Consider the following 14,285-nt stretch of genomic DNA (forward strand, 5'->3'; position numbering starts at 1 on the left):
CGGCGACTCCATCAGCGCGCTTTCGGCGCTGAGGCTGCTGCCGCCGCGGGCGCCACGGCATTTTTTGCCGCCGGCGCCGGTACTGGCGCAACCGCAGCCGCCCCGGCCACCACTACCTGCTCGCCGGGCTCCAATCCAGACAATACCTGTGCCATCTGCTCGCTGCGAATGCCGATTTTTATCTTGCGCGGACTAGCCTGCTGGCCGGCCTCGGCCACATTCACCAGATAACTGCCGTCGACTTCCGGCTTGCCCAGCAGCGCCACCGGCAGCAGCACCGCATTTTGGGCTTGCGCCAGCACAAAGCGGACCTGGGCGCTCATGCCGCTCATCAGTTCCTGTTGTGGATTGTCGACTTCGAACAAGACGTTGTAGAAAGTCTGCTTGCCCTGCTCGCCCGAACTGTCGGCCGGCACCGGCACCACTTGCCGCAACTTGCCCGACCAGCGCTTGCCCGGATAACCCGGCGTGCTGAAATAGGCGGTCATTCCCTTGCGCAGCAGCGGCACGTCGATTTCCGCCACCCTGGCCTGCACCGTCAGCCGGCCCAGGTCGGCGATCCGCAACAAAGGCACCATCGTCTGGCCGACGCCTATCGCCTGGCCCGGGCGCGCCGCCACCGACACCACGGTGCCGCTGATCGGCGCCGCTACCTGCGTATGGCTGCGCGTTTCTTCATCGTCCTTCATGGTGCTTTCGGTCTGGCGGATCTGGGCATTGATCGCCTCCACCCTTGCCGCCGCCGAATACATGCTCATGCGGCTCGACTCGAAAGATTCTTCGCGCGTGGCGTTTTCCGCTTTCAGCTGCGTCTGGCGCTTGAATTGCAGCTCGGCGAAATCGAGTTGCGCGCGCTGGTCCGCCAGCTCCGCCTGCAGCCGCGCCAGCTGGGCGCGGTTGCTTTCCAGCCGCGCCGACGGCAGGGTCGGCGTGATCTCGACCACCATCTTGCCGGCCTTGACCTCGTCGCCCACCGACACCAGCACATCCTTGACCTGGCCCGACACCTGGGCCACGACGTCGCTGTATTTATGCAACTGCAGCTTGCCGCTGGCAAGCACCGCCTGTTCGATATCGCCGCGCTGCACCGTTTCAGTCTGCAGCCGCACCGGCGCAGGTTTAGGCGCCGGCGGCGGCCGCTGCCCGAACGCCTTCCATACCAGGAAGCCCGCTCCCGCTGCAATCAGGAGCGCCAGGATGGCCGTCAGCCAGCGCCGGCCGGAGTGGCCGAACGCGGTTGGCAAAGCGGATTTATCGGTTGGATCAACAGTCATCGGTGCAAACTCAGGAGTAATCAGATTTCAGGAACAACAGAAACAACAATGAACAGCGCGCTTTTTGAGTTTGTTTCAAGCCAGTGCAGCCTGGGTCTCGCCCGGCAGCACATCTTCGTCCACTTCTTCGCCGAGGAAACCGCCGCTCTGGTGTGCCCACAGGCGCGCATACAGGCCGCCGCGTTCCAGCAGGCTGCGGTGATCGCCCTCTTCCACTATGCGGCCCTTGTCGAGCACAATCAGGCGATCCATGGCAGCGATGGTCGACAAACGGTGCGCAATCGCCACCACCGTCTTACCTTCCATCAGCCGATACAGGCTGGCCTGGATCGCCGCTTCGACTTCCGAATCGAGTGCGCTGGTGGCTTCATCCAGCAACAGGATAGGCGCATCTTTCAGCATCACGCGCGCAATCGCAATCCGCTGGCGCTGGCCGCCGGACAGCTTGACGCCGCGTTCGCCGACATGGGCGTCATAGCCGGTGCGGCCCTTGGGATCGGTCAGGGTCAGGATGAAGTCATGCGCCTCCGCCCGCTGCGCCGCCACCAGCATGTCGGCGTCGGTGGCGTCAGGGCGGCCGTACAACAGGTTGTCGCGCACCGAACGGTGCAGCAGGGACGTATCCTGCGTCACCATGCCGACCTGCGCCCGCAAGCTGTCTTGCGTGACGTGCGCGATATCCTGGCTATCGATCAGGATGCGGCCCTGCTCGACATCGTAAAACCGCAGCAGCAGGTTGACGATAGTCGATTTACCCGCGCCGGAACGGCCGACCAGGCCGATCTTTTCGCCGGGGCGGATATGCAGGGACAACTGGTCGATCACCGGCCGCTGGCCGCCATAGGCAAAACCGACACGCTCGAAATCGAGCGTGCCCTGCCTGACCTGCAGCGGCTTGGCGCCGGCCTGGTCCACCACTGCCTGCTGGCGCGACAAGGTGTTGATGCCGTCCTGCACCGTGCCGACCTGCTCGAACAAGGAAGCGAATTCCCACATCACCCAGTGTGAAATGCCGTTCAGGCGCAAGGCCATCGCGGTCGCCGCCGCCACCGCGCCGATGCCGACCTGGCCCTGGGTCCACAGCCATAGCGCAACGCCGGCGGTGCTCAGGATCAGCAGCATGCTCAAGGTATGGTTGACGATTTCAAACCCGGTCACCAGGCGCATCTGGCCGTGCACCGTCTGCAGGAATTCCTGCATCGCCGAGCGCGCATAACCGGCTTCGCGGCCTGCATGCGAGAACAGCTTGACGGTAGCGATGTTGGTGTAAGCGTCGGTAATGCGGCCGGTCATCAGGGAACGCGCGTCGGCCTGGGCCTTCGCTACCTTGCTCAGGCGCGGCACGAAATAACGCAGCGCCGAGGCATACAGCGCCAGCCAGCCGAGGAACGGCACCAGCATCCAGCCGTCGAAACTGCCGACCACCGCCACCATGGTGACGAAATAGATCATCACGAACACCAGGATATCGCACAGGATCATGCAGACGTCGCGCACTGCCAGCGAGGTCTGCATGACCTTGGTGGCAACCCGGCCGGCAAACTCGTCCTGGTAAAAGTGCATGCTCTGGTTCAGCATCAGGCGGTGGAATTTCCAGCGCAGCAGCATCGGGAAATTGCCCGCCAGCGCCTGCTGCTTGAACATGCTTTGCAAGGCGACGATCACCGGGCTGGCCAGCAGTATCGCCGCCAGCAACAGCAGGTTGCGGCTTTCATGGCTCCACAGGTCCGCCGGCTGCACATGGCCGAGCCAGTCGACGATGCGTCCCATCATGGCAAACAGCAAAGCTTCGAACGCGCCGGTGACGGCGGTCAGCAAGGTCATCGCAATGATGTAGGGACGCAGGCCCTTGGTGCAGGCCCAGACAAACGCAAAAAAACCGCGCGGCGGCGGCGTCATGACCGTATCCGGATACGGATACAACAGTCTTTCGAACCAACCAAACATGGAAATACTCCAAAAATAGGCAGGGCAAAAAGCTGACCCAAGCCCAACAGTATATTGTAAATTTAGCAGGCGGTTCTGAACGCAGCCAGGCAGGACGGCACAAGTGGCCGCCCTGCTTTTGACTCGTGAAACCGTTGTAACAGTCTGCTAATAAATGCGCTTGGCCGGCGCCGGCGGAGTCCACTGGTACAGCCAGGTCTCGCTCAGCGGCTGGCTGTCCGCCGCCAGGTAGACCCGGATATCGATCGGCTCGACGCTGTCGTCGACAGGCTTCAGGTCGAACATCACGCGATAGCCGTGGATCGCGTCCAGCGGACGCGCCGAAGTAATCTCGACCTTGCCGCGCGAAACACTGATCATCGGCTTGACCTTGGCGTCCTTGCCCAGCAAAGCCAGGTCGCCGCCGGCAAAATCGATCGCGAAACGGCGCGAGTAATAAGCCCGCTTCTGGCCAACCACGCCGCCCATGCCGGTGCGGGTCGCCATGACTTGCGCCAGCGGCGGCGTGAACGGCATCTTGCTGCCCCAGTGCAGGCGGTAGGCAAACAGCCGTTCCTGACCGGCTTGCGGCTTGTCGGCCGGATTCCAGAAGGCGACGATATTGTCGAAGGTTTCGTCGGCGGTGGGGATTTCCACCAATTGTACCGTGCCCTTGCCCCAGCCTGATTTCGGCTCCACCCACAGGCTCGGACGGCGGTCGTAGAACACGCCGTCATCCTGGTAATGGTCGAAATTGCGGTCGCGCTGCAGCAGGCCGAAACCGCGCGGATTTTCATCCTGGTAAGCGTTGAAGCGCAAGTGTTCGGGATTGACCAGCGGACGCCAGATCCATTCGCCGTTGCCGCGCTGCATGGCAAGGCCGTCGGAATCATGGATTTCCGGACGCCAGTCGTCGCTGGCGCCGATGCGGCGGTCGTTCTCGCCATACTGGAACATGCTGGTCAGCGGCGCCACGCCCATCCGTTCGATGGTCTTGCGCGGATACAGCGCGACATCCACATCCATCACCATGGTGGCCGACGGCTGGATTTCGAAGCGGTAAGCGCCGGCGACGCTTGGCGAATCGAGCAGCGCATAGACCACCAGCTTGCCGGAATCCTTGGCCGGGCGCTCCAGCCAGAAACTGGTAAACATCGGGAATTCTTCCGGCTTGTCCATGCCGCAATCGATGGCCAGGCCACGCGCCGACAAACCGTACTGCCATTCGGCGCCGACCGCGCGGAAATAGCTGGCGCCCAGGAACGCCGTGATGTCGCGCTCGAGGTCGGTATGGAAATTCACGCGGAAGCCGGCAAAGCCGAGATCCTTCGGCATATGATCAGCCTTCAGGCCGCTCTTGCCGTAGTTGAACATGGCCGAGTCGTAAGCCAGCTCTTGCGCCTGGCCGTTCTTCAATTCGTAGATCTGCACCGGGCTCTTGAAGAACAGGCCGAGGTGGAAAAACTTGACCTGGAAACGCAGCTGGTCTTCGCCCCACAAGGCATGGCCATCGCGATAGCTGATTGCCTGGTACTGGTCCCAGTCGAGCGCCTTGACCTCGGGCGGGATATGGTTCACCGGCGGTTCATAGGCTTTGCCGGCGAGTTGTTTTGCGTGGCCCTTGAGCCAGGCGTAATCAAAGGCTTGCGGCTGGCCCAGGAATTTCAATTGTGCCGGCGCGGTTCCCGCGGCCAGCAGCGAAGTTGCAGGAAAACCGGCGGCAGCGAGTGCCGCCGACGCCTTCAGAAAATCACGTCGTAACATGGTGCTCCTTATTGAATGAGAACGATGAGCTGGCTCAGCGCGCTGCGGCAGTCAGGGCCTGCCAGCGCCGGTTGGCTTGCTCCGAATTCCAGACTTCGAAATGCAGCTGGGACAGGGTCAAGGGATCATCCAGCAATGCATTCTTTTGACGCGGCGACAAACCGTCGGGGCCGCCTTTCAATGCGGCCTGCAGCAGCGCCGCACGCCCCGCCCGGGTCGCCGCCGGCACGCCCGGACGGGCGCTTACCGCCGCGCACACCAGGGCGTTCACGACCGGGTCGATCACCGCATCGTTGAATTTCGCCAGCACCTTGCCATTGTCGTTATACACGGTGGTGGCCGCCAGTTCAGCCGGCAGGTCGACCTCTTCCGGGATCACGAACAGGCGGGCGTGGCGGAAGCTGCGGCCGAGCGTCACCCGGCTGGAGAACACCGACAACGGGATCGACAGCATCAGCGAACCGACGATCGGCAACAGCCACCACAGGAATCCCGGCTCCAGCCAATACACGCCGCCGCCCCACAGCAGGCCCAGCAACGTATGCCCGCCGTGGCGGCGCATCGCTTCGCCCCAGCTGGTTTCGGCGTCCTCGCGCGGCGGCGATTTCCAGCTGATGGTCCAGCCCAGGAAAGCGCCGATCACGAAGCGGGTATGGAACAGCATGCGTACCGGCGCCAGCAGCATCGAGAACAGCAGTTCCATGATCATGCTGAGCGTCAGGCGTATGGCGCCGCCGAACTCGCGCGCGCCCTTGACCCAGATCAGCACCACGCTCAGCACCTTGGGCAGGAACAGCAAAGTTGCGGTTGCGCTGAACAAGGCCAGGGCGCGGTCAGGATGCCATTCCGGCCACACCGGGAACAGCTGTCCAGGCGTCACGAAATATTCCGGCGCCACCAGCGTATGCACCGCCAGCAATACCGTCGACAGCATCAGCGACAGGAACCACAGCGGCGCCGACAGATACGCCATGACGCCGGTCACGAACACTGCGCGGTGCACGGCATGCATGCCGCGCGCCAGGAACAGGCGGAAGTTCATCAGGTTGCCCTGGCACCAGCGGCGGTCGCGCTTCAGTTCATCGAGCAGGTTGGGCGGCATTTCCTCGTAGCTGCCGGCCAGGTCGTAGGCGATCCACACGCCCCAGCCGGCGCGCCGCATCAGCGCGGCTTCGACAAAATCATGCGACAGGATCTCGCCGGCCAGCGCGCCCTCGCCCGGCAGCGGCGCCAGCGCGCAATGCTCCATGAACGGCTGCAGGCGGATGATGGCGTTGTGCCCCCAATAATGCGACTCGCCCAGCTGCCAGTAGTGCAGGCCGGCGGTAAACAAGGGGCCGTAGACGCGCGTCGAAAACTGCTGGATGCGCGCATACAAGGTATCGCGGCCGGCCGCGCGCGGCGCGGTCTGCACAATACCGGCGGTGGGATTGGCTTCCATCAGGCGCACCAGGGTGGTCAGGCAGCTGCCGCTCATGACGCTGTCGGCATCGAGCACGATCATGTAACTGTAGCTGGCGCCCCAGCGCCGGCAGAAATCGTCGATATTGCCGCTCTTGCGCTTTACGCGGCGGCGCCGGTGCCGGTAAAAGATGCGGCCGAAGCCGCCAACGGTGCGGCACAGGCTGGCCCAGGCGTCCAGCTCGGCGCTGCAGATATCGCTGTCGCCGCTGTCGCTCAATACGAAGAAGTCGAAACGGTCCAGTTCACCGCTGGCGGCAACCGACTCGTAGGTTGCGCGCAGGCCGGCAAAGACCCTGGTCACGTCTTCGTTACAGATCGGCATCACGATCGCGGTCCTGGCGCTGGCTGGAATCGGCCCTGGCGCGGCGTCTTCGCGCGAAATCACATAACGGTCGGTGCCGCGCATCAGCACCAGGAAACCGGCCATCGCGGTCCAGAAGCCAGCCGAAACCCAGCAGAACAGCAAGGCAAACAGGCCCAGCGTGACCAGTTCCAGCGGCTTGTCGCCGTGGTACGGCAGCACCGCGCTCATGAAATACGTCGCCATTGCCGTCTGCGCCAGCATCAGCAACAGCAGCACGATGCGCCGCAGGTTGCCGCGCGACTTGCTCTTGTGCTGGTCCTGGCTGTCGGCCTCGGCGACCGGCAGCGGTTCCGGCTGCGGCAGCGCGGTCGAACGCGCCGCTTTTTTATGGCGCCGCTGTTTGGCGCGCGGCCGCAAGTCAAATTGCTTGTTGGCGGTTTCGATCCAGCGCACCAGCGGATTCAAGGTTCCCCACGGATGGGCCACGATCGGCGTACGCCGCAGCGGCGGTGCAATCGCGATGCGGGTGCGCCCCGCGCCATCGGTGCAAACGTCCGGTATCTGATGCGGCTCGGCCGGCCTGGCTTGCCCGGCAACCGGCGCTTCCGTAAAAGCCAGCTGCAGCCGCGCCGCCACCGAACCATAGGCAGGATTAGGGTTGGCAAGGTCGGCGGCCAGCGGCGCCGCGGCGCCGGTGCCGGCTTCCCTGGCCAGGGCCCGGTGCAAGGTGGCCATTGGCGTATCGCCTTCCACCGCCAGTTGCCGGGACAAACTCGCGCGCCGCTCCGCCGACAAGGGCAGGCGTTCTAGATAGCGATCACAATTATCCGGCAGGCCCGCTTCGGGCAACTGCTTGCGGTCTAGTTGGGCGGTAATATGTAACTCCAGGTTTCAGATAAGGTTGTGCTGCCGCCACGCAAGAATCCGCGCAGTTCGACCGGTTTGTTTTCTTCGTTGCGCCGTACCCGCACCATCATGCGCCAGCCGCCGGTAACGTCGTTGCGGAACACCTTGGTCTCCAGCACCTTGCCGTTGTCGTCGGCGCTGACTACGCCTTCAGGCTGGACCTTGTCGGACAGTTTCTTGAATACCGGACCTTCAAAATCGACCACCAGGCCGAGGCTGTTGTCGTCGCTCTTCTTCTGGAAGCCAAAGCCGCGCCGGGTCTGCGTCACCCATGACAAAGGCGGCCGCTTTTCGGCATCCTTCTGCCATGACAAAGTGTATTCCAGATTGAAGGGCTGACCAACCTTGGGCGCGGTTTCCGGCACCCAGAACGCCACCACGTTGTCATTGGTTTCATCCGGCGTCGGGATCTGCACCAGCTCTACCCTGCCGCTGCCCCAGTTGCCCTTGGGCTGGACCCAGGCGCTGGGACGCCGTTCGTACTTGGCATCGAGGTCCTGGTAGCTGGCGAAATCGCGGTCACGCTGCATCAGGCCGAATCCGGCCGGGTTGCTCAGCGAATAAGACGTCACCAGGAGCCGCTTCGGATTGACCAGCGGCCGCCAGATCCATTCGCCGGTGCCGGAGGCTACCGACAAGCCGTCCGAGTCGTGCACCTCAGGCCGGTAATCCTCGCCTTGCGAACGCTGGTTATCGCCATGCAAGTACATGCTGGTCAGCGGCGCCAGCCCTAGCTTGCTGACATTTTCGCGCAGGTACAGCTGGGCCTTGACGTCGACCGTGGTGTCCGAACCCGGCTTCAGCACAAAACGATAAGCGCCGGTGACACGGCGCGAGTTGAGCAAGGCATAGATGGTCAGCTCCTTGTCGCTGGCTTTCGGCCGTTCAATCCAGAACTCGGTAAAACGCGGGAATTCCTCACCCGAACTCAGGCCGGTATCGATCGCCAGGCCTCTTGCCGACAGGCCATAAGTCTGGTCTTTGCCCAAGGCGCGGAAGTAGCTGGCGCCGAGGAACGACAAAACCTCATCCTTGTATTTATTCGTATTGAGCGGGTAATGCACACGGAAGCCGGCGAAACCCAGCGAGCGCAGCTTGCGCGTATCGACCTTGTTGCTGCCGTAGTCGAAGTCGTTGGGGTCGAAGCGGATTTCCTTCACGCTCTGGCCGTTGATCTCGTTGATCTTGACCGGCTGGTCGAAGGCATATCCTTCGTGGAAGAACGCCAGTTCAAAGGGCAGCTTCTGGCTGCGCCAGGTAAATTTTTCAGGAAGGAAGCGGATGTCCTTGTATTGCTCGTATTCGAGGTTGCTGATTTCTTTCGGCAGGTTGCCCTCTGGCTTGCTGTACGAACTTGCCGCAAGTTCCTTTGCCTGCCTGGCAACATTATTGAAATCGAAGGCGGAAGCATTGCCGCCTATTAATGGCAGCAGCAAGGCAACCGGCAGGACAACTGAGCGTGCCCGCGCTAGAGCGGGGATGCGCGGCTGCGCCCGCTGAAACAAATTTAAATGCATTGGATTCCCATCTGACACTGCTGTTATGACCTGCCCGAGTGCGCCGGCGCTGGCTGCATCGAGAGTAGGCGGTAGTTTATCAGTGTTCTATAATTTTTTATGTCCATCAAGAAACTGGTTGGCAACACTTTGTATCGGCCCTTGCGTCACCACCATGCAAGGACTGCGCCATGGCAGAATTGCCAAATCGGCAGCAAAATAACACCATACAAGTGAAAAATGAAGAAAAATCCCTGCCCCAGGTTAACAGGCCCTGGCATTTAAGAGCAATGACAAGCGGACAAAGTTCCTTGCAAGACTTTATAGTAATATCACCCTTTTTTACCCAGCCCGCAAATAAGCAGGCCCATGCACCACAGCGCCCATGACTCCTCGCCTCACCATTATCGTCGCGACCGACGCCCGCAACGGCATCGGCATCCGCAACACCCTGCCCTGGCATTTGCCGGAGGACCTGGCGCATTTCAAACGCACTACCTCGGGCCATCCCATCATCATGGGCCGCAAGACCTTTGAATCGATAGGCCGGCCGCTGCCGCAACGGCGCAATATCGTCATCACGCGCAATCCCGGCTGGCGCCATGACGGCGTCGAAAGCGCGCCTTCGCTGGCCGCGGCTGCCGCCATGGTCGGCGCCGCCGAAGCCTTCATCATCGGCGGCGCCGAGATCTACGCCGCGGCGCAGGACCTGGTGCAACGGCTGATCGTCACCGAAATCCAGCATAGCTTCGACTGCGACGCCTTTTTCCCGGCGCGCGATCCGCTCCAGTGGCAGGAAATCTCGCGCGAAACCCACCATTCCGAGGCCAACGGTTTCGACTACGCGTTTGTGGTTTACCAGCGCCGTTCGCCCAGCCTCGACGAGGCCGGCAGCTGACCCGGCCCGGTGATGGAATGACAACTGTTGTTTTCTGCAGGAATTCCCTCATCTTTATCCCCTAATCCGTGCATATCTGCGAAAATTCGACTTTCTTTTTTCAGCGGCCGCGAGGCTGAAACTGATCACGATTTTGGTGCAGCCGCCATCTGCGGCTGTGCTGGAACAGCAGGCTGCACGTGCTCTATACCCAAGCAGTTCCCGGAGCGCTTTTTAGCGCCAGCCGGGACAACGACTTTTAAGCGCCATTTCGATTGGCAGCCTTGTTATCAACCACCGTCTCCTGGAGACCTTGATGAAATTCCGCTTCCCCATCGTCATCATTGACGAAGACTTCCGTTCCGAAAACACTTCCGGCCTCGGCATCCGCGCACTTGCCGACGCCATGGAGGCAGAAGGCATGGAGGTGCTGGGCGTCACCAGTTACGGCGACCTGTCGCAGTTCGCCCAGCAGCAGTCGCGGGCATCGGCTTTCATCCTGTCGATCGACGACGAAGAGTTCGGCGCCGGTTCGTTCGAAGAAACCGACCACGCGCTGAAGTCGCTGCGCGCCTTCGTCGAAGAAATCCGCCACAAGAACGCCGACATCCCGATCTACCTGTACGGCGAAACCCGCACCTCGCGCCACATTCCGAACGATATCCTGCGCGAACTGCACGGCTTCATCCATATGTTCGAAGACACGCCGGAGTTCGTGGCGCGCCATATCATCCGCGAAGCGAAATCGTACCTGGACGGCCTGTCACCGCCCTTCTTCCGCGCGCTGGTGCATTACGCCCAGGACGGTTCCTATTCCTGGCATTGCCCAGGGCACTCGGGCGGCGTGGCTTTCCTGAAATCGCCTATCGGCCAGATGTTCCATCAATTCTTCGGTGAAAACATGCTGCGCGCCGACGTCTGCAACGCGGTGGAAGAACTCGGCCAGCTGCTCGACCATACCGGTCCGGTAGCCGATTCCGAACGGAACGCTGCGCGCATCTTCAACGCCGACCATTGCTACTTCGTCACCAACGGCACCAGCACCAGCAACAAGATGGTGTGGCACTCGACCGTGGCTCCGGGCGATATCGTGGTGGTGGACCGCAACTGCCACAAATCGATCCTGCACTCGATCATCATGACCGGCGCGATCCCTGTATTCCTGATGCCGACCCGCAACCACCTCGGCATCATCGGCCCGATTCCGCTGGAAGAGTTCACGCTGGAAAGCATCCGCAAGAAAATCGAAGCCAATCCGTTTGCGCGCGAAGCCGCCAACAAGAAGCCGCGCATCCTGACCATCACGCAATCGACCTACGACGGCGTGATCTACAACGTCGAAACCCTGAAGAACATGCTTGACGGCGAGATCGACACCCTGCACTTCGACGAAGCCTGGCTGCCGCACGCCACCTTCCATGACTTCTACAAAGACATGCACGCCATCGGCAAGGATCGCCCGCGCGCCAAGAAATCGATGATCTTCTCGACCCAGTCGACCCACAAGCTGCTGGCCGGCCTGTCGCAAGCCTCGCAAATCCTGGTGCGCGAATCGGAGAGCGTGCAGCTGGACCAGGACGCTTTCAACGAAGCCTACCTGATGCACACTTCGACTTCGCCGCAGTACTCGATCATCGCTTCCTGCGACGTCGCCGCCGCCATGATGGAAGCGCCCGGCGGCACTGCGCTGGTGGAGGAAAGCATCCTGGAAGCGCTGGATTTCCGCCGCGCCATGAAGAAGATCGACGAAGAATGGGGTAAGGACTGGTGGTTCCAGGTGTGGGGACCGAACAGCTTCTCGGAAGACGGCATCGGCAGCCGCGAAGACTGGGTCATCCGCGCCGAGGACGACTGGCACGGTTTCGGCAACCTGGCGCCTAACTTCAACATGCTCGACCCGATCAAGGCGACCATCGTCACGCCGGGCCTGTCGCTGGAAGGCAAGTTCGGCGAGAGCGGCATCCCGGCCTCGATCGTCACCAAATACCTGGCCGAGCACGGCGTTATCGTCGAGAAGTGCGGCCTGTATTCGTTCTTCATCATGTTCACCATCGGCATCACCAAGGGCCGCTGGAACACGCTGCTGACCGCCTTGCAGCAGTTCAAGGACGACTACGACAAGAACCAGCCGATCTGGCGCATCCTGCCTGAGTTCGCCGCCGCCAACCACGGCAAGAACGCGCGCTACGAGCGGCTCGGCCTGCGCGACCTGTGCCAGCAGATCCATGAAACCTACAAGTCATATGATGTGGCGCGCCTGACCACCGAAATGTACTTGTCCGACATGCAGCCGGCCATGAAGCCATCCGACGCTTTCTCCAAGATGGCCCACCGTGAAATCGACCGCGTGCCTATCGACCAGCTCGAAGGCCGCGTCACCTCGATCCTGCTGACGCCTTATCCGCCGGGCATTCCATTGCTGATCCCGGGCGAGCGCTTCAACAAGACCATCGTCGACTACCTGAAGTTTGCGCGTGATTTCAACGAGAAATTCCCGGGCTTTGAAACCGACGTGCACGGCCTGGTGAAACGCGAAGTAAATGGCAAGCGCGATTACTTCGTGGACTGCGTACGGCAGTAAATTCAGCAATAAGCGGGCGCGCTGCTGGCAATAAAAAGCCGGGGCCAGGAATCGAATCCTGGTCCCGGCTTTTTTTCGTGCGGCGAGCTTTACAGTGGCGCAAACCGGCGCGCGCCGTTCTCAAGCAGGCCGTTGAACAGTTCGGCAGGCCGCACCCACAGCCCCGGCGCATGCGGCCACAGGTGTTCATAAACCACCATGGCTTCCTCGGTTTCCGAATGCCTTGCAAGGCCGATATAGCGGTACAAGCCGCCTTTGTAATGCCGATGGGTGGCAATTTTTTTTGCGTCGTCTTCAGTCACTCATTTCTCCTACCTATGATGGTCTCTAAAAACCCCGTCATCCCCGCGAACGCGGGGATCCAGACTACTGACTTAAAAATGGATTCCCGCGTTCGCGGGAATGACGTAGCAAGGTTGTTCGACCGGCTCGTACCTCGTCTGACGCTACGACAGCCTCAGGCTGCTTGGTCTAGGCGACCCCGTAAGGCTGCACTTCCGACGGCTGGCCGTCGGCTTCAAATCGCAGCGCCACCGCCAGCGCCGTGACGCCGATGGTACGCAGCGCATCGTAGGTATCGTCGACTTCCACCTGGAGGTCGGCGCCGGCGGCCAGCGGCTTCTCCGAGGAAGCCAGCAAGGCGCCGTCCTTGCCGTACAAATTCACCCGCAGCATCATGTCGCCGCGCACATCGGCCGGACCGACCACGGCGTTGGCGTCGAAAGACGCAACGCCATGTAGATCGAGGCCATGGTTCAGCTCGGACATCATCTGCAGCGTGAAGTACTCGGCAATGCCGCGTTCCTTGCCGCCGTGGAACAGGTCCTGGTACAGGAAATGCAGCTCGATTTCGCTGCCGTCGGTCACCAGGCAGCGCTTGAGCAAGGGTGCGACCTGCCCGGTCCAGCCGTGGAAGCGCTCTTCGCGTGCGCCGAAGTATGCATCGGCGCCGGCTTCATCTTCCGGCACCGCATAAAACGCGTCGTCGGTTGCCTTGAGCGAAAAGCCCAGCAAGAAACGCAGTTCGACCGCCTCGTCGTCCGGCCCGAACAGGTTTTCCGGCCAGCCGCTGATGCTGCGCTCAATGGCGGTGGTCGCCGCCAGCTTCTTGTCGGCCATGGCGCCGAATGCATCGCGGTTCATTTCAAACAGATGGCTGTAGCGGATGCTGTCGATTTCATCGAGGTGGTAGGCGTGGCTGACCAGCACTACGGTGGCGTCCGGCCCCTCCAGCTGTGCCTGCTTGAAGCTGGCCGACAACGCATCGAAGGCTTCCTGGTCCTGGAAGCATTGCTCGCGCTTGAGGCCGCCCGCGGCATGCGCGAAGAACGGCACCACGAACGCGTTCAGCTCCAGCACCTTGCCTTCATCCCGGCGCACCAGCAAAATCTCCGAGGCTTCTTCGACCTGCTCTTTCAGGAATCGCCAGGCGTCGAGATCGGCGTACTTGGCACGCTCGATCGCGTCATACAGGATGTCATCCTTTTTTTGCTGCAGGCTCTTCTTGATGATCTTGTGGAAATCGATGCCGGCCTGCTGCAAGACGGCGCCGGCGGCAACGCCATCGGCTTCGTCGCCATCCTGCTCTGCCAGGTCTATCGCCAGGTTGCACAGCTGCTGGGTGACGGCTTCGTCTTTATCTTCGGGGGAAATGCTGGATTTCCGCGGCGCCGGGCGCTTGTTCTTCGGCATG

10 protein-coding genes are annotated in these 14,285 nt (G+C 61.6%); 3 read left to right on the top strand and 7 right to left on the bottom strand.

The window, feature by feature from the left end; translation table 11 throughout:
* Positions 1-11: 11 nt before the first annotated feature.
* The 5 genes from BM062_RS15560 to BM062_RS15580 all read right to left on the bottom strand — a co-directional run bounded on the left by BM062_RS15560 (position 12) and on the right by BM062_RS15580 (position 9,155).
* A complete protein-coding gene (locus BM062_RS15560) occupies positions 12-1,274 on the bottom strand; it encodes an efflux RND transporter periplasmic adaptor subunit (RefSeq protein WP_254785096.1) in 1,263 nt (420 codons plus the stop codon).
* A 75-nt stretch (positions 1,275-1,349) separates the two neighbouring features.
* Positions 1,350-3,221, bottom strand: coding sequence for an ABC transporter ATP-binding protein (locus tag BM062_RS15565; RefSeq protein WP_092398425.1), 1,872 nt, complete (start codon positions 3,219-3,221; stop codon positions 1,350-1,352).
* Positions 3,222-3,368: 147 nt separating this feature from the next.
* Entirely contained in the window at positions 3,369-4,964 is a 1,596-nt protein-coding gene (locus tag BM062_RS15570) for an OpgD/OpgG family glucan biosynthesis protein (protein ID WP_092398427.1), read from the bottom strand.
* A 34-nt stretch (positions 4,965-4,998) separates the two neighbouring features.
* Positions 4,999-7,620 carry a glucans biosynthesis glucosyltransferase MdoH gene (gene mdoH / locus BM062_RS15575; RefSeq protein ID WP_175501033.1) on the bottom strand — a complete coding sequence of 874 codons (2,622 nt, stop codon included), beginning with the start codon at positions 7,618-7,620 and terminating at the stop codon, positions 4,999-5,001.
* Positions 7,593-9,155, bottom strand: a complete 1,563-nt coding sequence (locus BM062_RS15580; protein WP_305763970.1) for a glucan biosynthesis protein G — start codon at positions 9,153-9,155, stop codon at positions 7,593-7,595. Before BM062_RS15580 ends, mdoH begins: the two co-directional genes overlap by 28 nt.
* 170 nt (positions 9,156-9,325) lie before the next feature.
* Between BM062_RS15580 and BM062_RS25120 the strand changes: the two genes are divergently transcribed.
* The 3 genes from BM062_RS25120 (at position 9,326) to BM062_RS15590 (ending at position 12,592) form a co-directional block, all read left to right on the top strand.
* On the top strand, positions 9,326-9,523 hold the full coding sequence (locus BM062_RS25120; RefSeq protein ID WP_139220068.1) for a hypothetical protein: 198 nt from the start codon (positions 9,326-9,328) through the stop codon (positions 9,521-9,523).
* Positions 9,520-10,032 (top strand): dihydrofolate reductase, encoded by a 513-nt coding sequence (locus BM062_RS15585; RefSeq protein WP_092398433.1) that lies wholly within the window; start codon positions 9,520-9,522, stop codon positions 10,030-10,032. Before BM062_RS25120 ends, BM062_RS15585 begins: the two co-directional genes overlap by 4 nt.
* Before the next feature lie 295 nt (positions 10,033-10,327).
* Positions 10,328-12,592, top strand: a complete 2,265-nt coding sequence (locus tag BM062_RS15590; RefSeq protein WP_092398435.1) for an arginine/lysine/ornithine decarboxylase — start codon at positions 10,328-10,330, stop codon at positions 12,590-12,592.
* Positions 12,593-12,681: 89 nt separating this feature from the next.
* Here the strand turns inward: BM062_RS15590 and BM062_RS15595 are convergent, their stop codons facing one another.
* Together BM062_RS15595 and BM062_RS15600 are read right to left on the bottom strand one after the other, a co-directional pair.
* Positions 12,682-12,894, bottom strand: coding sequence for a DUF1653 domain-containing protein (locus BM062_RS15595; RefSeq protein WP_092398437.1), 213 nt, complete (start codon positions 12,892-12,894; stop codon positions 12,682-12,684).
* Between the two features lie 169 nt (positions 12,895-13,063).
* Positions 13,064-14,284, bottom strand: coding sequence for a hypothetical protein (locus BM062_RS15600; protein WP_092398439.1), 1,221 nt, complete (start codon positions 14,282-14,284; stop codon positions 13,064-13,066).
* Position 14,285: the final 1 nt, after the last annotated feature.

It is taken from the genome of Collimonas sp. OK412, from assembly GCF_900112135.1.
Classification (GTDB): domain Bacteria; phylum Pseudomonadota; class Gammaproteobacteria; order Burkholderiales; family Burkholderiaceae_D; genus Collimonas; species Collimonas rhizosphaerae.

Excerpts from the sequence above, each read along its gene's own strand:
- BM062_RS15560 (WP_254785096.1), bottom strand. The coding sequence starts at position 1,274 with ATGACTGTTGATCCAACCGATAAATCCGCTTTGCCAACCGCGTTCGGC.
- BM062_RS15565 (WP_092398425.1), bottom strand. The coding sequence starts at position 3,221 with ATGTTTGGTTGGTTCGAAAGACTGTTGTATCCGTATCCGGATACGGTC.
- BM062_RS15570 (WP_092398427.1), bottom strand. The coding sequence starts at position 4,964 with ATGTTACGACGTGATTTTCTGAAGGCGTCGGCGGCACTCGCTGCCGCC.
- BM062_RS15580 (WP_305763970.1), bottom strand. The coding sequence starts at position 9,155 with ATGCATTTAAATTTGTTTCAGCGGGCGCAGCCGCGCATCCCCGCTCTA.
- BM062_RS25120 (WP_139220068.1), top strand. The coding sequence starts at position 9,326 with ATGGCAGAATTGCCAAATCGGCAGCAAAATAACACCATACAAGTGAAA.
- BM062_RS15585 (WP_092398433.1), top strand. The coding sequence starts at position 9,520 with ATGACTCCTCGCCTCACCATTATCGTCGCGACCGACGCCCGCAACGGC.
- BM062_RS15590 (WP_092398435.1), top strand. The coding sequence starts at position 10,328 with ATGAAATTCCGCTTCCCCATCGTCATCATTGACGAAGACTTCCGTTCC.
- BM062_RS15600 (WP_092398439.1), bottom strand. The coding sequence starts at position 14,284 with ATGCCGAAGAACAAGCGCCCGGCGCCGCGGAAATCCAGCATTTCCCCC.